Origin of the sequence: Nocardia sp. NPDC058519 (assembly GCF_042719755.1) — a bacterium.
Classification (GTDB): Bacteria; Actinomycetota; Actinomycetes; order Mycobacteriales; family Mycobacteriaceae; genus Nocardia.
This window is the reverse complement of the sequence record NZ_JBHXNK010000014.1, coordinates 27,297-45,769: the sequence shown is the minus strand read 5'-3', so window position 1 is coordinate 45,769 and position 18,473 is coordinate 27,297. Positions and strand designations below refer to the sequence as shown.

Annotated in this window: 18 protein-coding genes; 5 read left to right on the top strand and 13 right to left on the bottom strand. The window is 66.7% G+C overall.

Annotated features, from left to right (window positions below):
- Positions 1 to 34 precede the first annotated feature (34 nt).
- From ACFWPK_RS17330 to ACFWPK_RS17320, 3 genes are all read right to left on the bottom strand, one after another.
- Positions 35 to 1,165: a ferredoxin reductase gene (locus ACFWPK_RS17330; RefSeq protein ID WP_378917007.1), complete on the bottom strand. Its 1,131-nt coding sequence runs from the start codon at positions 1,163 to 1,165 to the stop codon at positions 35 to 37.
- Between the two features lie 127 nt (positions 1,166 to 1,292).
- Positions 1,293 to 1,838, bottom strand: coding sequence for a DUF6912 family protein (locus ACFWPK_RS17325; RefSeq protein WP_378917005.1), 546 nt, complete (start codon positions 1,836 to 1,838; stop codon positions 1,293 to 1,295).
- Positions 1,839 to 1,848: 10 nt separating this feature from the next.
- The gene (locus ACFWPK_RS17320; RefSeq protein WP_378916778.1) at positions 1,849 to 3,261 is read right to left on the bottom strand and encodes a wax ester/triacylglycerol synthase family O-acyltransferase; all 1,413 of its coding nucleotides are present in this window, start codon (positions 3,259 to 3,261) and stop codon (positions 1,849 to 1,851) included.
- A gap of 245 nt (positions 3,262 to 3,506) precedes the next feature.
- Between ACFWPK_RS17320 and secA the strand changes: the two genes are divergently transcribed.
- The 3 genes from secA to ACFWPK_RS17305 all read left to right on the top strand — a co-directional run bounded on the left by secA (position 3,507) and on the right by ACFWPK_RS17305 (position 7,084).
- Positions 3,507 to 6,305: a preprotein translocase subunit SecA gene (secA, locus tag ACFWPK_RS17315; protein WP_378916775.1), complete on the top strand. Its 2,799-nt coding sequence runs from the start codon at positions 3,507 to 3,509 to the stop codon at positions 6,303 to 6,305.
- Between the two features lie 96 nt (positions 6,306 to 6,401).
- Positions 6,402 to 6,668, top strand: a complete 267-nt coding sequence (locus ACFWPK_RS17310) for a hypothetical protein (protein WP_378916772.1) — start codon at positions 6,402 to 6,404, stop codon at positions 6,666 to 6,668.
- Positions 6,665 to 7,084: a type II toxin-antitoxin system VapC family toxin gene (locus ACFWPK_RS17305; RefSeq protein ID WP_378916770.1), complete on the top strand. Its 420-nt coding sequence runs from the start codon at positions 6,665 to 6,667 to the stop codon at positions 7,082 to 7,084. The genes ACFWPK_RS17310 and ACFWPK_RS17305 overlap by 4 nt, the downstream gene beginning before the upstream one ends.
- A 32-nt stretch (positions 7,085 to 7,116) precedes the next feature.
- On the opposite strand, the gene ACFWPK_RS17300 is transcribed toward ACFWPK_RS17305, so the two are convergent.
- Complete coding sequence (locus ACFWPK_RS17300; RefSeq protein WP_378916768.1) at positions 7,117 to 7,440, bottom strand: hypothetical protein; 324 nt, start codon at positions 7,438 to 7,440, stop codon at positions 7,117 to 7,119.
- Complete coding sequence (locus ACFWPK_RS17295; protein ID WP_378916765.1) at positions 7,437 to 7,715, bottom strand: hypothetical protein; 279 nt, start codon at positions 7,713 to 7,715, stop codon at positions 7,437 to 7,439. Before ACFWPK_RS17295 ends, ACFWPK_RS17300 begins: the two co-directional genes overlap by 4 nt.
- Before the next feature lie 116 nt (positions 7,716 to 7,831).
- Between ACFWPK_RS17295 and ACFWPK_RS17290 the strand changes: the two genes are divergently transcribed.
- Positions 7,832 to 9,100, top strand: coding sequence for a hypothetical protein (locus tag ACFWPK_RS17290; RefSeq protein ID WP_378917004.1), 1,269 nt, complete (start codon positions 7,832 to 7,834; stop codon positions 9,098 to 9,100).
- On the opposite strand, the gene ACFWPK_RS17285 is transcribed toward ACFWPK_RS17290, so the two are convergent.
- From ACFWPK_RS17285 to ACFWPK_RS17260, 6 genes are read right to left on the bottom strand one after another with little or no spacing between them, the layout of a single operon-like run.
- Entirely contained in the window at positions 9,090 to 10,607 is a 1,518-nt protein-coding gene (locus ACFWPK_RS17285; RefSeq protein WP_378916763.1) for a class I adenylate-forming enzyme family protein, read from the bottom strand. The two genes, ACFWPK_RS17290 and ACFWPK_RS17285, sit on opposite strands and share 11 nt — an antisense overlap.
- Positions 10,608 to 10,644: 37 nt before the next feature.
- On the bottom strand, positions 10,645 to 11,397 hold the full coding sequence (locus ACFWPK_RS17280) for a glycosyltransferase family 2 protein (RefSeq protein WP_378916761.1): 753 nt from the start codon (positions 11,395 to 11,397) through the stop codon (positions 10,645 to 10,647).
- Positions 11,394 to 12,413, bottom strand: coding sequence for an NAD-dependent epimerase/dehydratase family protein (locus tag ACFWPK_RS17275; RefSeq protein WP_378916758.1), 1,020 nt, complete (start codon positions 12,411 to 12,413; stop codon positions 11,394 to 11,396). The genes ACFWPK_RS17280 and ACFWPK_RS17275 overlap by 4 nt, the downstream gene beginning before the upstream one ends.
- Positions 12,414 to 12,472: 59 nt before the next feature.
- The gene (locus ACFWPK_RS17270) at positions 12,473 to 12,835 is read right to left on the bottom strand and encodes a hypothetical protein (RefSeq protein WP_378916756.1); all 363 of its coding nucleotides are present in this window, start codon (positions 12,833 to 12,835) and stop codon (positions 12,473 to 12,475) included.
- Entirely contained in the window at positions 12,832 to 13,698 is an 867-nt protein-coding gene (locus ACFWPK_RS17265) for a hypothetical protein (protein ID WP_378916754.1), read from the bottom strand. Before ACFWPK_RS17265 ends, ACFWPK_RS17270 begins: the two co-directional genes overlap by 4 nt.
- Before the next feature lie 6 nt (positions 13,699 to 13,704).
- Positions 13,705 to 14,733: a 3-oxoacyl-ACP synthase III family protein gene (locus ACFWPK_RS17260; protein ID WP_378916752.1), complete on the bottom strand. Its 1,029-nt coding sequence runs from the start codon at positions 14,731 to 14,733 to the stop codon at positions 13,705 to 13,707.
- 167 nt (positions 14,734 to 14,900) lie between these two features.
- Between ACFWPK_RS17260 and ACFWPK_RS17255 the strand changes: the two genes are divergently transcribed.
- On the top strand, positions 14,901 to 16,061 hold the full coding sequence (locus tag ACFWPK_RS17255) for a cytochrome P450 (RefSeq protein WP_378916749.1): 1,161 nt from the start codon (positions 14,901 to 14,903) through the stop codon (positions 16,059 to 16,061).
- A gap of 48 nt (positions 16,062 to 16,109) precedes the next feature.
- On the opposite strand, the gene ACFWPK_RS17250 is transcribed toward ACFWPK_RS17255, so the two are convergent.
- Complete coding sequence (locus tag ACFWPK_RS17250; protein ID WP_378916746.1) at positions 16,110 to 16,829, bottom strand: hypothetical protein; 720 nt, start codon at positions 16,827 to 16,829, stop codon at positions 16,110 to 16,112.
- Between the two features lie 212 nt (positions 16,830 to 17,041).
- A complete protein-coding gene (locus tag ACFWPK_RS17245) occupies positions 17,042 to 18,427 on the bottom strand; it encodes an FAD-binding protein (RefSeq protein ID WP_378916744.1) in 1,386 nt (461 codons plus the stop codon).
- Between the last annotated feature and the right edge of the window lie 46 nt (positions 18,428 to 18,473).

Sequence of the window (18,473 nt, the reverse complement as noted above, 5' to 3'; positions counted from 1 at the left end):
TTCGAGGGTACCCGCTCGACGGTTCGGCAACCGGTTAGATGTCGAGCGTGCAGTCGCCCGCGGCGGCGGAAATGCACGTTTGCACCTTGTCACCGGGCTGACGTTCGTCGCCGTTGCGCAAATCGCGGGCGTGTCCGGCGGAGAGGGTCACCACGCAGGTCTGGCAGATGCCCATCCGGCAGCCGAAGGGCAGCTGCACGCCGACGGATTCACCGGCTTCGAGCAGGCTGGTGGCGCCGTCGACGGTGAGGGTGCGCCCGGTGGTGCCGAATGTCACGGTGCCGCCCTCGCCGATCGCGGAGCGTTCCACCTCGAAGCGTTCGATGTGCAGCTTGTCGGCCACACCCGCGTTCTTCCAGTGGTTCTCGATCGCGTCGAGCATCGGGGCAGGCCCGCAGGCCCAGGTCTCGCGTTCGCGCCAGTCCGGGTAGAGCTCGTCGAGGCTGGCCAGGGAGAACAGGCCCTGCTCATCGGTGAGTTGCAGGTGGGAGACGAAGCTGGGGTGCTTGTCGTGCAGGGCGCGCAGTTCGGCGCCGAACATCACATCGGCGTCGGTGGGCGCGGAATGGACGTGCACCACGTCGTTGACGCCGTCGCGGCGGTCCATCGTGCGCAGCATCGACATCACCGGGGTGATACCGCTGCCCGCGGTGAGGAACAGCACCTTCGCCGGCGGCGGCTCGGGCAGCACGAACCCGCCCGCCGGTGCGGCCAGCCGCACGATGGTGCCCGCGGCCACCCCGTTGACAAGGTGGCTTGACAGCTTGCCCTCCGGCATTGCCTTCACCGCGATGGAGATGAGTCGTTTGCCGCCCTCGCCGGTCCAGTCCGGGGGGCAGGTCAGCGAGTAGGAACGCCAGTTCCAGCGGCCGTCGATCAGGATGCCGATGCCGATGTACTGCCCGGGGCGGTACTTGAAATCGAAGCCCCAGCCCGGCTTGATCACCAGGGTCGCCGAGTCGGCGGTCTCCTTCTGCACCTCGACGATGCGCCCGCGCAGCTCGCGCGCCGACCACAGCGGATTGGCCAGGTGTAGATAGTCATCGGGCAGCAGGGGAGTGGTCACCCGGGCTACCGCGCCACGCAACACGTTCAGCTTGCCGCCGCGATCGGCGACCTGCGCCGCCGGTGCTTCGAGCCATTCCCGGAACTTATTGAGGACCATGCGCTGCGATTTCTCCCTGTCGTGCATTCGAGCCACCGTGGGGTGACTCGCTCGCAGCCAGGTTACGGCATCGTAGGTTGAGCGCTAGTTGTGAACATTGGGCAACCGGGGCCCCGGCCGCCGAAAACTACAACAGCTCGAGCAGGAACGGCAGCTCCTGCGGCGCGTACCAGGCAAGCTGATGGTCCTCGGCGTCGCCGAGGACGAATTCGGCATCGGTGTCACCGAGGTCGGCGGCATCGATGACGTCCACGGCCTTGGCGACCTGCGGCTCTGCCTCGGCAAGGTCGACATGCACCGCGGCGACCTGCTTGAAGCTGATCGGCCCCGACAGCTTCACCACGGCGTCGTCGAGATCGGGCCGCAGCTTCGCCCCCGGCACATCCGCCGCGATCACCGCGCGCCGATACACCGGGCTGCCCGGGTTGGCCGCTTCGCCTTCGGCGTCGTCGTCCGGATCGTCGAGCCCGTCGCGCTCGGCGGCGATCAACCGCATGGAGGCCCGTGCGGCTTCCTGCATCGCCACTTCGGCGAGTTCCTCGTCGTCGCCCGCGGCGTAGGCCTCGCGCAGGGCGGGCGTCACGGCGAACGCGGTCGCGCCGAGCGGGAGCAGCTGCTGCTCGTCGACGAGCAGGCGCAGCAGCGGGATCGTCGCCGGGATGTAGACGCGCATCGTGTCGTTCTCAGAGACAGGCACCGAGCAACTCCTCCATCGATTCGTGCACCGACGCCGCGAGAACATCGATGTCGGCCATGGCGTCGCGGTCGGCGTTGAGTCCGTAGAAGACCTGTCCGTCGTACGAGGTGAGCCCGAAACTCAATGTCTGATTGCGCAGCAGCGGCGATACCGGATACATCTCCAGCATGCGTGCCCCGCCGATGTACATCGCGGTCTGTGGTCCCGGCGCGTTGGTGATCACCAGATTGAAACTGTTGTCGGCGAAGGTACTCGCCGCCCGCACACTCATCGCGTGCAGGCTCGCGGGCGCGAATCCGGCCAGGTGCACGAGCGTGCGGGCCCGCACCCCGCGGCGCTGCCTGCCCGCGGCCTCGGTGGCGTGCGAGATGTGCGAAAGGCGCATCGTCGGATTCGGTTCGCCCACGGGCAGATCGATGAGGAACGAGGACACCTCGCTGGCCGGGGTCAGCTGGTTGTCGCCGTCGACGTAGACCGACATCGGCACCACCGCGCGCAGATTGGTCGACTCGACCAGCGCCTCGTTGCGGGAGAGCAGCCAGTTGCGCAGCGCCCCGGTGACCACCGCGAGCACCGCGTCGTTGATCGAGCAGTCGAAATGCCTGCGGATCGTGCGGTAGTCGTCGAGATCGGTGCGCACCACGTCGAAGCGGCGGCTGCGCGAGGTACGGGCGTTGAGCGGGCTGTCCGGCGCCGCGCTAGAGGTCGCCGCGCGCACCACGTTGGCCGCGGCCTTCACCGCCATCCGGGTGCCGCGCACCACCCCGAACGCGTTCGATCCCGCGTCGCGCATCACGCCGTAGGCCTCGCGCGGCTGCGCGGCCAGCTGCGACAGCGCCCCGGCCAGTAGTTCCACATCGGTGGGTTCGCGCGGTGCCCGCCACGAGTCGTCGGCCAGTTCGCGCGGCAGCGGGGAGTTGTCGAGGATCACGTGACCGATCTCGAGGGCGGTATCACCGTCGACGAGCGCCGAGTGCGACTTGGTGAACACCGCGGCGCGCCCGTCGGCGAGCCCTTCGATCAGATACATCTCCCACAGCGGCCGCCCCTGATCCAGGGGTCGCGACGCGAGCCGGGCGACGAGGTCGTAGAGCTGGCAGTCGCTGCCAGGACCGGGCAGCGCGGAGCGGCGGATGTGATAGCTGATGTCGAAGCGACTGTCCTCGACCCAGACCGGCCTGCCCATGGCGAGTGGGATCTCGCGCACCTTGCGGCGGTAGCGCGGCACCAGCGGTAGCCGGGATTCCACCAGGTCGACGAGGCGTTCGTAGTCGAGTACCTGGCCCTCGGCGTCGGGGGAGGAGTTGTTCAGGATCGCGAGAGAGCCGATGTGGATCGGGTTGCTGCTCGACTCGAGCCGATAGAACGACGCGTCCTGCGGCGTCAATCTCGTGATCACGCGCTCCGAAGCTCCTTCCGGTGCCGTAGCACGCTTCGCGCGCCCATGGCGCTGATCGGGCACGCGCTACATCCTACGTCACGGCAGGTGAATCGCAGTGCCGGGCAACGAGGCTCGCCGGGCGTCGTGACCTGGGGTAATGACTGCACCGGTACATCGGGCACGGGTCCGCGCCGCCGGGTACGGTGGTCTGCGGACTACCATCGCCGTTGAACACAACTCCGACCAGAGGACTGACGAGACCCGTGCCTGCGCTGACACTGACGAGGTTGCTACGGATTGGTGAAGGTCGCATGGTCAAGCGGCTCTCGAACCTCGCCGATGAGGTCATCGCGTACGGCGACGAGATCGAGGCGTTGACCGACGACGAGCTGCGCGCCAAGACCGACGAGTTCCGCCAGCGCTACGCCGACGGGGAAACCCTCGACGACCTGCTGCTCGAGGCCTTCGCCGTGGCGCGTGAGGCGTCGTGGCGGGTGCTGAACCAGAAGCACTACAAGGTTCAGATCATGGGTGGCGCCTCGCTGCACCTGGGCAATATCTCGGAGATGAAGACCGGTGAGGGCAAGACCCTGACCTGTGTGCTCCCCGCGTACCTCAACGCCATCTCCGGCGACGGCGTGCACGTGGTCACGGTCAACGACTACCTGGCCAAGCGCGACGCCGAGTGGATGGGCCGTGTGCACCGTTTCCTCGGTTTCGAGGTCGGCGTGATCCTGGGCGGGATGACCCCCGCCGAGCGTCGGGTGGCCTACGCCGCCGACATCACCTACGGCACGAACAACGAGTTCGGCTTCGACTACCTGCGCGACAACATGACTCACTCCCTGGACGATCTCGTCCAGCGTGGTCACAACTTCGCCGTGGTCGACGAGGTCGACTCGATCCTCATCGACGAGGCCCGCACCCCGCTGATCATCTCGGGCCCGGCCGACGCCTCGTCGAAGTGGTACGCCGAGTTCGCGCGCATCGCGCCGCTGCTGAAGAAGGATGTCCACTACGAGACCGACATCAAGAAGCGCACCATCGGTGTGCACGAGGCGGGTGTGGAGTTCGTCGAGGATCAGCTCGGCATCGACAACCTCTACGAGGCCGCGAACTCGCCCCTGGTGAGCTACCTGAACAACGCCATCAAGGCCAAGGAGCTCTACCAGCGCGACAAGGACTACATCGTCCGCGACGGCGAAGTGATCATCGTCGACGAGTTCACCGGCCGCATCCTGGTCGGCCGCCGCTACAACGAGGGCATGCACCAGGCGATCGAGGCCAAGGAGAAGGTCGAGATCCAGCCGGAGAACCAGACCCTGGCCACGATCACCCTGCAGAACTACTTCCGCCTCTACAGCAGGCTGTCCGGCATGACCGGTACCGCCGAGACCGAGGCCGCCGAGCTGCACTCGATCTACAACCTCGGCGTGGTCCCGATCCCGACGAACAAGCCGATGGTCCGCAAGGACCAGGCCGACCTGATCTACAAGTCGGAAGAGGCCAAGTTCGCCGCGGTCGTCGACGACGTCACCGAGCGGCACGAGAAGGGCCAGCCGGTCCTGATCGGTACCACCAGCGTGGAGCGCTCGGAGTACCTGTCCAAGCAGTTCACCAAACGCGGTGTTGCCCACTCGGTGCTGAACGCGAAGTTCCACGAGCAGGAAGCCCAGATCATCGCCGAGGCCGGCCGCCCCGGCGCGGTCACGGTGGCCACCAATATGGCCGGTCGTGGTACCGACATCGTGCTCGGTGGCAACGCCGACATCATCGCCGACATCCTGCTGCGCAAGCAGGGCCTCGACCCGGTGAACACCCCTGACGAGTACGAGGCCGCCTGGCACTCCGCGCTCGAGCAGGTCAAGAAGCAGACCGAGGACGACGCCGAAACGGTTCGTGAGGCCGGCGGTCTCTACGTGCTCGGCACCGAGCGCCACGAGTCGCGTCGTATCGACAACCAGCTGCGTGGTCGGTCCGGCCGTCAGGGCGATCCGGGCGAATCCCGCTTCTACCTGTCGCTGGGCGACGAGCTGATGCGCCGCTTCAACGGTGCCGCGCTCGAGGCGATCATGACGCGCCTGAACCTGCCCGACGATGTCCCGATCGAGGCCAAGATGGTCTCCAAGGCCATCAAGAGCGCACAGACCCAGGTCGAGCAGCAGAACTTCGAGATCCGCAAGAACGTTCTGAAGTACGACGAGGTCATGAACCAGCAGCGCACCGTCATCTACGGCGAGCGCAACCAGATCCTGCGTGGCGAGGACATGGAGGGTCAGGTTCAGAACATGATCACCGACGTGACCACCGCCTACGTCGACGGCGCCACCGTCGAGGGCTACGTCGAGGACTGGGATCTGGACAAGCTCTGGACCGCTCTCAAGACCCTCTACCCGGTGACCCTTGACCACAAGGAACTCACCGGCGAGACCGCCACCGGCGACGCGGGCGAACTCACCCGCGACGAACTCCGCGAGACCCTCCTCGAAGACGCGCACAACGCCTACGAGAAGCGCGAACAGGAGATCGACGGCCTCGCGGGCGAAGGCGCCATGCGCAACCTGGAACGCCAGGTCCTGCTCTCGGTCCTCGATCGCAAGTGGCGCGAACACCTCTACGAGATGGACTACCTCAAGGAGGGCATCGGCCTGCGTGCCATGGCCCAGCGCGACCCGCTGGTCGAGTACCAGCGCGAAGGCTTCGACATGTTCGCCGCCATGCTGGAAGGCCTGAAAGAGGAGTCGGTCGGCTTCCTCTTCAACCTCCAGGTCGAGGTCCAGCAGCCCCAGCCCGAAGGCGTCTCGATCGACAAGGGCCTGCGTTCCCCCGTCGGCGCCCGCCCCCAGGACACCCCCACCGAAACCCAGGCCCCACCGGCCTTGCGCGCCAAGGGAATCGGCGACCAAACCCCCCGAGCGATGAACTACTCGGGCCCCGCCGAAGACGGCCACGCCGAATCCCATTCCGACGCCCAGGAATACGGCGGCGGCCAGCAGTCCGGCACCCGCCGCGAGCGGCGCGAAGCGGCCCGCACCGATTCGAAGGGCAAGCGCCGCCGCTGAGGCAGAGCTAGCTGATCAGCACGACCGAGGCCTCCGCTTTGTGCGGGGGCCTCGGTCGTCTTCCCGCCTGTCAGTCATGCATGTATAATTGCATGCATGGTTGCCCTCCAGATCCGTGACGTTCCAGAGCCTCTGCGTGATCAGTTGGTTGCGCTGGCGCAGCGACGAGGGCAGTCGCTGCAGGCTTTCCTCTTCGACCTGGTCCGCGATGAAGCTCGCCGTCAGGACAACATCGCGGTACTCAAACAGTTCAGTCCCGCGACGTGGGATGTTGCCTTCACCGCCCAGGAAGTCGTGGTTGCCCTGGATGCTGAACGCGCGGAGCGTGATTCGGTGCTGGATGGTCCGGAGATCCGCGAGTGATCGTGGTCGATGCCTCGGTCTTCGCCCATACTCTCCTGAATCCAGCACCCCTCGGTGATACCTGTCGCGCCGCCTTGGAAGCCGACAATCGCTGGATCGCCCCCCAGCATTGGACCGTCGAAGTCCTATCGGTGATTCGCCGCTTCACCCGTGCGGGCACCATCAGCACCGAGCAAGCGGCCCGAGCGGTAACCGCCCTGGAGAAACTCGACCCCGAAGTTCCCGTTACCCGTGTTCTCGTCCCCAGGATCTGGGAACTGCACGACAATCTGACCGCCTACGACGCCGCCTACGTCGCCGCGGCCGAGGCCTACGGTTGCGACCTGCTCACCACCGATGCGCGATTGGCGAACGCGCCGGGGATCAACTGCACAGTGCGCGTTCTGACAGCCCCGGCGGGTGCTTCGCCGCGATAGATTACTACCCGGCCTGAATTGCGGGTCGCTCTTCAGCTGGCGCGGTGGATCGGGTGGACTCGGGAGAGGGCTCGTTTGGCTTCGGCGAGGGAGATCATCTGGTCTTCGTCTTCTATTTCGGCGACGGCCGCTTCGGCCCATTCCCGGAGCAGGGTCGACACGCCTACGCGGCGTTCGTCGGCGAGGGATTTCAGGCGGCTGTGCAGGCCGAGGGGGAGGCGGATCGACGTGGTCACCATGATGTCTTCGTTGACGGGAAGGCGTGGTGGGGCGTCGGTGGGCTCGTCGGAGAAACTCAGCCGATCCATGAAGTCGGCGAGTTCTTCTTTGCTGGACGGAAGTCCTGGCTCGCTCATGATCGGATCTCACTTTCCCACTGCTCGAATTGCGCCAGTTCCTCGGCGCGCATCGTGCGTGCGCCGATGATCACCCACGTCCAGTCCTCCCGCTGTCGCATCACCACGATCAGCGGACGGCCGGCTGTGGTGCGCCCCCACACCGTCAAAACGGTCACCTGGCCGTCGAAGGCCGGGCGTGGCCACCGTCGTGACGCTGCGAGGACCTGCCGAACCTCGCTGGGTTCGATGCCGATCAGGTGAGCGATCGCCCAATCAGGCCACTCGAAACCCATAAGTCCATAATACGCATGTAGTAAGACCATGTGAAAGAGCTGAGTATCGAGCGGGCGCCGGTTGGATACGCTCGCGTGACACAGTTGCCGATACAGGGGAGGCCGCGTTGGGTGAGGTGATGCGGCCGCTGTCGGCATCGGAGCGGTGGTTCTGGCTCGTCGATCAGTTGTCGCCGGCGAATTGCGTCGTCCGATTGCGGGTGCGCGGCCCGATCGGCGCCTATCGTCTCGAAGAGGCCACCGACGCGCTGGTCGCGGAGTTTCCGCTGCTGCGGACAACGGTTGTCGACGGCCCGCGTTTCGCCCCGTCCGCCGACCCGCACCTACCGGTCCTGCACCGCATGGCCGAAGACCCCGACGAGTGGCGCACGGTCTTCGACGAACAGCTGGCCGAGCCCATCGACCTGGCAACCGCACCGGGACGGCTCATCGATTTGGCTTGGCGCCCAGGCACTTCCGAGGAATACCACGACCTGATCCTGGTGATGTCCCACGTTCTGGTCGATGGCCGGTCGATGACGTCATTGGGTTGGCGAATCCTCGCTTACGCCTTCGGATCTCCCCTCCGCACCGCCTCGCGCCCACCGATACCGGCCCCCGACGACCTCATCCCACCCGCGCAGACTCGCCTTTTACGCTGCCTACGCACCAACATCACCGGCCAGCTCACCGCCATGGCCCGCCGCCCGACCAGCCTCCCCGGCACCCCGCCACCGCTCCCGATCCGCCGCACCCGCACCGTGATCCGCACCATCGAGGGCGCTGCGCTGACCGACCTTCGCACCCGCTGTCACCAGCACGACGTCACCATCAACGCCGCCTTGACCGCTGCCCTGGCCACCGCCCTCGGCGAACTCGCTCCCCGCCCTTCCGGCGTCGCGGGCATCGGCATCCCGGTTGACGTCCGCACCCGCCTGAACCCACCCCCGGCCGACGACGAGCCCGGCATGTTCACCGCGGTAGTCCCCACTTTCGTGCCCTACGGCCCGGCCCACTCCCTCTGGGAAGCGGCCCGCGCAGCGAAAACTCAACTGGCCCAACGGCTAGCGAAGAACAACGACCTCACCGCCCTGGCCGCCATCCGCTACGGCTGCCCCCGATCACTCGAATCCGGCAGGCGCACCATCGAACTCATCGACCGCCGGGCTCCCTGGAACGTCACCCTCAGTAACCTCGGAAAACTGACGCCACCCGAAACCCCTGAGCCCCTGCACATCACCGCTCTCACGGTCGCCGGAACGAACTCCTGCGCCAGCGCTCTCACCGTGGCGGTCGCCACCCTCGGCACCACGATGTCGATCACCTTCTGCTACGTCGACACCATGCTCCCGCGCACAACCATCGAAGCCATGGCCGACCGCACGATCCGCTCGGTCACTCGCTGAGCAGCCCGCGCACCATCTCCCGTAGTGCCGCCCGGTCCGGTTTGTTCGTCCGTCCGCTGGCCGGAATTCGATCCACCACCACGATGTCATCGGGGACGGCTGTGGTGTCGATGACCTGCGGCAGTCGTTCGCGAAGTAGCGCCACGATGTCGCCAAACTCCGGTTCGGCGACGACGGCGAGCACGATTCGCTCATCGCCGATCTCATCCGGTAGGCCGACCATGATCGCCTCCCGCACCCCGCCGATCGCGGTGATCAGCGGTTCGTACAACCCCGGGTAGATGTTGGTCTTGCCCCGGATCATCATGTCCTTCTTGCGTCCGGTGAGGACCAGTTCCTTGCCGTCCCAGCGCGCGAGGTCGCCGGTCGCGATCTCGGTCATTGGCTCGGCGCCGAGATATCCGCGACACAGATTCGGGCCGGACAACACGAGTTCGCCGTCGTCGGCGATCCGCGCCGTCACGCCCCGTACCGGTGCCCCGAGCAGATCCCCGTCGTGTGCGAGCTTGGCGGTGCCGGTCGCGACCGCCACCGGCAGGATCTCGGTCATTCCATAGATCGCGAGAAACTCGGTGTCGGGCAGCGACTTGCGCGCCCGGCGAAGGAGTGCGGAGGTGACCGGTGCTCCGCCGAGCGCCACCTGACGTAGGTGCGGTGGCGCCGCGAGGTCACCGGCTTCGACCGCGTCGAGCGCGACGGCCAGATCGGCCGGGGTATAGAACGCGTGGGTCGCGCTCCGCAGATTCCGGGTGAATCGGACCGGGTCGATATGCGTACCGAATCGCGGATATCGCGGCATCGCCCACCGTGCCCCCGCCATCAACGCGGGCAACCCCATCATGAGCTGCTCGGTGTGCAGGAAGGCGCCGGGCGCGAGACCGGTCTTTCCGCCCATCGCGGCGAGCCCCGCGCTCAGCGAAGCACGGGTGTGCACAACGGCTTTCGGCTCATCGGTGGTTCCGGAGGTGAAGACGATCAATGCCGCCGCGGCGGGGTCCGCGGCAGGCAGGGTGGTCTCGCGCGCATCGCCGGTGAACCGCCGCAGCGGAATCGACCCGAACGGTGTGCCGGGCACCCACACACCACTGTGGATATGCCGAACATCGAGCGCGCCGAACCGCGGCAGTTCCAGCCCCTTCTTGCGCCCGAACCCGGCGAGCGGCCCGCTCACGGCGTACAGCAGCGATTCCGTTGCCGCCCAAGCAGGTTCGACCACGCCGACCCGCTTGGCGAAAAGCTCCGGGCCCACACCTGGGTCGACGAACACGATCGTTCCGCCTGCGGCGATCACCCCGAAGATCAACAGCACCGACGACACACTCGGCCGGATCGAGAACAGCATCCGGTCACCGGGCGCGAACCCCGCCTCGCCGAGATTGTGCGCCACCCTGCCGACGGTATCGACCAGTTCCCGATAGGTGAGCGCGCGCTTGCCGACCGTGCCGAGCGATGACGCGTCCGGAATCCGTTCGGCCTGCGCGGCAAGCCTTTCGAGAAAGTCGGTCACCGGTGCTCCCCTCGATAGTCGACAGCGGCAGGCGCGTTCACCGAATGTCGACCACCTCGGGCCGGTACCGATGATCGGCGTACCAGGCCAGGGTCTTGCGAATACCCCAGGCACGCACCCGCCGATTCGAGCCGTACACCCGCACGTCCCGGCGCAAACCATAGTCGGTGGTGATCGTGCGCACCGCATTGACCAGTGCTCGATCCTCGTGCAGGTCCTCGATCGCGGTCCGCGGGAATCCTCCTGCCGCAACATATAATTCGGCGGTGATCGCCATATTGCACCCCGGCGTCATGACATACGGCCCGAGGTACTTCGGATCCCGATTTCCCGAGCGCACCTTGCCGAACGCCGACGCCACTTCCAAGGCCACCCGAATGATCGTGCGGTCGATCCACGAAACACCTTCGTCGGTGCGCGGAATCAGCTGACCGCTGACCAATCGCAGCCCGGAATCGAACCCGGCCTTGATCCGCCGCGTCCAGTCAGGGGCGGGCAGGCAATCGGCGTCGGTGCGTGCGAGGTAGGTGCCACCTTGTGAAATCGCGTGCCGCATACCGGTATCGGCGGCAGCGCCGGTGCCCTTCTGGTGGTCGTCGATTATCACGATGCGCGGCACCGGATGTCGCGAAGCGAATGCGCGGACCACCTCGACGGTGCGGTCGGTCGAGTTGTTGTCGACCACGACCACCGTGAAATCTGTGTCCTGTTGCGCTGCGATGGCATCCAGCGTCTTGCCGATGCCGAGTTCCTCGTTGAAGGCTGGAATCACCACCCACAGATCACTCACGCGTCCTCCAGCAGCTGATCGAGCCCGCCGACCTGGTCGACCCAGCGGTGGAAGTTGTCCAAACCGGTCGCGAACGGCACCGTGGGCCGAAAGCCGAGTTCACGCGACGCTCGCGAGATGTCGTAGGTCGCCGACCGGGTGACGAGCGCGACCGCGTACCGCGACAGCGGGGGAGTCCACCGCTGCGCGACCGCCGGTATCCGCCACAGTGTTTCGATCGCCGCCAATGCCGCGCCCACCACAGGCGCGGGCACCGTGACGCTCGGCCCGGCCAGCGAGAACCGTGCCGCTACGGCGTCCAACGTCGGCCACACCGAAATCGGCTCCGCATCGGCTACGAAATACGCACGACCACCGACCTTCTCGGCCTCCAACGCGCGAGAGACAGCGTCGACGAGATGGTCGATGTAGCACAGCGAAGCCTGAACATCGCGCCCGCCGGAAAGGTCGGGCAACCGCCCCTCCCGCAACTTCGCCAGCAGCTGGACGATCGGCCCACGCCGATCCCCCGGCCCCCACACCGCCCGCGGCCGCAACGAACATGTCGTGAACCCCGGGGTATCGGACGACAACACCAATTGCTCTGCAACAGCCTTGGTTTCGCAATAACTGTTCATAAATCGCGCGGGGTAGGGCACGGTCTCATCGATCCCCACCTGATCCCCGCCATCGGGCGCCATCAACACACTCGGGCTCCCGATGAACACGAACCGTCGCACCCCGGCCGCCGCGGCTTCCTGCACCAGTCGATCGGTCCCCGCCACATTCACCGCGAAGAATTCGGCGGGCCTGCCGAATTCGCCGAGCAGGGCCGCCGCGTGCACAACGGCGCGCACCCCGGCCACCGCCGCCGCCAGCGCACCCGCGTCCGCGAGATCGGCAACCGCCACCTCGACACCCGCAGGCGCCGACGCCGGATCCCGGACCATCGCCCGAACCGGCACCCCACGCTCCACCAGCCCGCGCACGATCGCCCCACCGACGAACCCGCTCGCGCCGGTTACCAGCACAGTCATCGCGCCACGCTATCCCCTCGGCGAATGGCGCTTGCCGCGGCCGGGCGAAGCCGCCTCGATCACCGTTGCGCCTCGCCCAGCGTCTTCCACCAGGTCGCCCCGAGCAGCATTGTCATCACGGCGGCGCGACGTCCCGAGATGCCCCGTTCAGCGGCCACTTTCCGCGCCGCCGGGATCTGCGCGGCATGCACCCCGACGCTCAGCACCACATCGATCCAGAAGGCCACCCGCAACCACCTGGCCCGGAACGGCCGCACCACACCGACGATCAGAAATACCCAGCCGACCACCGGAATCGACCGCAAGGCCAGCACCGTTCCCCGGCTCGGCACCCCCGCCGTGGTATCGGCGGCGGACGCGCGATGGCGGCCAGGTTTCGGCGTATTCACCGGATCCGGAACAACATGCAGAGAGCGCGTCACCGCACACCAACCCCTCGATAGGTCACCGCCGCCGCGGTGGGTCCACCGTCAGCGGCTACGAACAACAACGGCCGATCGGCCAGTCCCGTATCACGTGCGGCCACGAACGCGGCGGTCAGCGCGGAAGTGTGCGCGTCCGCGGTGAAGTCGTCGGTCACCACCGCACCCACGCCGAGCTGGGCAGCCAGTTCCCCGGCGAAATCCGCCGTCGGTTTGCCGCACAGCAGCACCACCTGCGCGGCGTCGATACCGTCGGCCGCCAGCGCTTCGCGCGCGGCGATCGTGGCGTGTTCGACGAGTTCCGCTGTCCCGGTGAGCAATTCCACTGTCAGCGACGAGCGACCTTCGGCTCCCATCGCGGACAACTTCACATACCCCTGTGGATCGGGCAGCACGTCACCAGCGCTTACATGGACGCCGCCGAAACCCGCGGCCTCAGCGGAATTCTCGAGGACGAAAGCCGCTCCGACAGGCTCGAACGCGAACTCCGCGTCGGCCAGCCCCGACGGATGCGCATCCCCCGAAACCACAACCACATGCCCGGAAGGCAGATCGGCGAGCAGCGAGGCGGCCACTCCCACCGCGTTCACCACCCCGCAGGCACCGTTCATCAGATCGAACGACAGACACGGCACGTCGCCGCGCCGATAGTCCAACCCGATTCCCGCGGCCTGCTGGATCAGCGCCGCGACCGCCGGTTCCACGAGGTTCGCATCGCGATAAACCCCCACGTTGATCAGCGCGTCGACCTGCTCGGGCTGACAACCAGCCCCCGTCAACGCCGCGCGGGCGGCCTCGGCCGCCTGACCCACCGAACTGACGCCGCCGCTGCGCGTCGTGGCTGAAGAAATGATGATTCCCATACTGTCCTATACCCGCAGATCGCCGATTGTCACCGACAAGAATCCGGCGACCACCCCGGAAGCCGCCGGTACCAGCAATACTCTCGACCCCGGCGCGATCAGTCCCTGCCGCAACGCGTCGTGCAACACCACGAAATGTGAGGTCGACGCGGTGTTGCCGTATCTGTCCAGCACCGCGAGCCCCGGCGGCATCGCCGCGTCGAATTCGCGCTCGGCGATCTTGTTGATCAATTCCACGGCAGGGCCGCTGAATTGGTGATGGATCAGGTAGTCGTAACTCTCCTCGGCGAAGCTGGAACCGCGGGCGGCGAGGAACTCCAGCTGCCGCGAGGTCCACAGCAGGTACCTGGACTCGTTGTGCATCGCGCGATTGTCGGTGTAGAGCACGACGCCCGGTCCCTGGTCGCTGGGCATCCCGAGGCACAGCTTCGCGAAAGCGGCGCTGGTGTTGAGCTCCACGTAGTCGAGCCCTGGCCCGTCGGTACCGTCGAGCACCACGGCCGCTCCGGCATCACCGACGGTGAGGGAGGCGAACTGCGGGTCGTACTTCTGCGAGATCTCCCGCACCGCGGTATCGGCGATCGGCGTGATGCATTCCCCCGACACCACCATGCCGCGACGCACCGCGCCGGATCGAATCATCCTGTCCAGCAGCAGAACTCCGGTCATCATCCCGGCGCACGCATTGGACACGTCGAAGTGGATCGCCCGGCTCGCCCCGAGCACGGTGCGCAGCATCAGGGCGAACGACGGCTCGAGGCAGAAGTCCTCGCCGCGGGTCCGGGTGATCGAGCAGGAGATGATCACATCCAGATCGGCGGCGTCGTAGCGCGAATTGTCCAGTGCGCTACGGGCAGCGGCGAGGGCGATGGTGAACGAGTCCTCGGATTCGCCGCGCACCCTGCGCGCCCTGACCCCGCTGACCTTCTCCAGATCCAGCGGCGCGTCGACAGCCAGCTGCGCCAGCAACTCCGCCGTGGTCACTTCCCTGGCCGGCAGATACGCGCCGACGGCTTCGATTGTCGATCTCACCATGCTTGTTCACTTCCAGATATCGCGTGATGCACAGATCACCACCAGCGCATCTCGCCGATCCTAGCCACAGATCTTCACTAATCGGGCCTGGTCGATTAGATTGTGCCGGGGTGTGGAGCTCTGCCCGACGCCATGAACTAACCCTACTCGCCGCAGGTCAACCCTGGTTGCCTGGATTATTGCTGCTGGGCAGGTTCGCGCGGCCGATCCGCAAGGTTCGCAAACTCGGCTGGTTCGTGGCCGATCCGCTGGTGGCCCGCCAGATCTACAACGACAGCACGCATTTCAGCATCGTGTCCGAGGGTGCGGCCGGGCACTGGTGGGCGCAGGTCATCGGCGACTGGGTCGAGGATCTGTTCGAAGGGCCTGGCCATACCGATCTGCGGACCAAGGTGCGCGACCTGTTCACCCTCACCCACACCGACGCCCTGGTCGAGCGCGTGATCGGCCCCGAGCTACGTGACCTGCGCGAGCGGCTCGCCGCGGGGGAGACCGTCGACATCGCCGCCCGCGCGCAGATCCTGGTCGGCCGCAGCGTCTCCGACCTGGTCGGCATGCGCCCCGAAGACATCGCCGCGGCCATCGGCGGCGACTACACCGACTCCACCGACCACGACGCCCTGTTCCTGCGGCTGTTCCATCATGTCGAAGAGCTGGTCAACCTGGGTTTCGGCACCATGGCCTCGACGACGCTCGACCCCGTCGCCCTGGCGCGCGCACGTGAGCTGGCCACCCAGCTCGCGGTGAATGTGCCCGATGCGTACGCCCGCGCCGAGCCCGACACCACCCTCGGCCGCTGCCGTGAACTGGGATTGGCTGTGGAGCACGCGGGCGGCTTGGCGATCCTGATGGCCGTGGCGGGCACCGACACTCTCGCCAGCGCCATGACCAGAATGGTCGCGATCATGCACGACACCGGCGAGCATCGCGCCCTGCTCGCCGCGCCCGACCGGCTCCCCGACGCGGTCCGCGAGACCCTGCGCGTCACCAGCCCCGCCTACCTCGTCGGCCGCTCGGTCACGGCGGACGTCCGCATCGCCGACCGCGACCTCCGCGTGGGCGAACACGTCAAGATCCTCACCTGGACCATCAACAATGCCGCGGGTGAGTTCCGCGTCGACCGCGACTACAACCCCGAAACGCGCCAGCTCTGGTTCGGCGGCGGCCGCCACCTCTGCCTCGGCGCCCAACTCGTCCACTCCGAACTCACCGCGCTACTCGAAGCGCTGACAGCCGATGGCCGCCCGTGGGAGATCGTCGAACGTCGTTACCGCAGAAAGGTTTTCATCCCCACCTACGAGAAGCTGCTTATCCGTCTCGCACTGTGAACTCCCACGAAGGCCCCGTCCGGGTGGACGGGGCCTTCGCGACGGCTACTACTGGTTTTCCGGCGCGTTGATCCGGTTGTGGAAGCCGATGCCGATGGCGATCGCGGCGGGGACGCCGGTCAGCACCAGGCCCGCGGCCGCGCCGAGCGGGATGCCGACGGCGGCACCGGCGAGGCAGCCTGCGACGCCGGTGGCGCCACCGAGGGCGAGCACCGGGACACCGAGGACCAGTCCGCCGACGCCGCCGATGGCGCAGCCCGCGAGGCCGCCGGTGAGGGTGCCGACGAGCGTGCCGATGGCGGTGATGATGCCGAACTGGGTGGCAGCGGCGCCGACGGCGTCATCGAAGGCGTCCTGTCGAACGACGTCCTTCAGCAGCGTGGACGGGCGGGCCGAGGCCGCGTCGGTGCGCGGGGTCAGGGTGGCGCGGGTGCCGTCGACGACGGCGTCGATCGGGTACTCGAGGTCGTCGAGCGTGTAGGCGAGCGGCAGGGCGGCGACGATATTGCCCTGGTTGTCGCGCACCTGGAACTGGTTGTTCTCGGTGGTGAGCGAGCCCGCGTCGGTCTCGACGACGACCGCGTCGCCCTCGATGCCGGTCTTCCAGTTGATGCCGGGCAGCACCTGGTTCACGCCCTGGTTCACGCCGTCGAGAAAGGCCGCGACGGGCGCGGGAGCAGGCGCCGGGGCGGCGTGCGACGTGCCGGTGGCGACGCCGAGCGCGGCAATGACAAGTGCGGAGGTTGCGGCAACCTTGCTGATGTTCATGAATGCAGTCTTTCCCTCAATGGCGATGCTCCCGGGGGAGCGCAGGCCCTCGATCGAGCACCCATGATCAAGTGTCCAACTGTTTGTTGCTGAAATGTAACTTAGAAAGTCCTGAGAGTTCAAAACGGACAGTGACGTGCGTCATTCCCGACGAATTCGATTAGCGGTTAAGAACTTTCGCTCGCAATTAACCCTTCGTGATCTGAAGCACATCAATGTCGCAGTCCGGTGATCAGCCGCAATCGCCGTGAGAGGTCGGAGGCGAACACCCGCTCCGGGTCGATTCGATCCCGGACCCGCCGCCATTCATCGAGCCGCGGGTACATCGTCGCGATCATCTCGGGCGTGGTCCGCGATTCCTTCGCGAGATACAGCCGCCCGCCCGCCGCCCGCACCCGTTCGTCGAGGTCGACACAGAACCGGTCGAGCCCGCTGGTCAGCGCGAAATCCAAGCTCAGCATGTATCCGGGATGTGGCCACGACAGCGGCGCCGGGTTGCTCGCTCCCATCCGCTTGAACACATTGAGGAACGAGTGGTGCCCCGACTCGGCGATAGCCCGCACCGTGTCGGCCAGCTGCTGCTCGGCCCCGAACGGCATCGAGAACTGATACTGCAGGAACCCCCGCTTGCCATAGGCGCGATTCCATTCACCGAGCAGATCGAGCGGGTGATAGAACTGCGTCAGATTCTGGATCCGCCCACGCGCCCGCCGGGGAAACAGGCGATGAGCGGCCTCGGCGGCAATGCGCGTGGTCACCGAATTGACCATCCCGTTCGGAAAGATATCGGGCACCGTGAACAATTGCGGCGCATCGAAAGTCAAGGGTTTGCTGCGCAACCTCAACGGAAGCTGATCGACAGTGGCCAGCGACCCCCGGCTGAATCCGGCCCGCCCGAGTTTCGCCCCGGTCGAAATGGTGTCCGGCACCGCCATCGAGTAGTCGTACCCGTCATCGGAACCACCGGTCAGCAATTGCATCGTCTCGTCGAGATCGCGCGTGCGATCGTTGTCGACGATGAAATACGCGGTCTCGGTGTGCTTCAACCGGACTCGCGCGCTCACGATGATGCCGGTGAGGCCCATCCCGCCCACCGTTGCCCAGAACAGTTCCGGGTCGGGCCCTTCCGGGGTCGAGGTGCGCACCGATCCGTCGGCGGTGAGCAGGTCCATCGACACCACATGATTGCCGAAGCTGCCCTGCGAATGATGGTTCTTCCCATGGATATCCGCGCCGATCGCCCCACCGACCGTCACCTGCCTGGTTCCCGGCAGCACCGGAATCCACAGCCCGAACGGCAGGACGGCCCGCATGAGTGTGTCCAGGCTGACACCCGCGTCGACCTCGACGATCCCGCTGTCGGGATCGATACTGTGGATGCGGTCCAGCGCGGTCATGTCGACGACCAGCCCGCCCGCGTTCTGCGCCGGATCGCCGTAACTACGCCCGAGCCCGCGCGCGATCACCCCGCGCGGTCCCGCGGTCCGCACCCGTTCGGCGATCACCGCGATGTCGGGCGTGCGCAGCACTTCGGCGACGCTCGGTGCGGTGCGTGCCCAACCGCTGAGGCTGACTGGATTCCCGTGCGTGAATGTCACAGGGGCCCACGCTAAAACCGGTTCCTGTGTGCAGCCTGAGGTAATC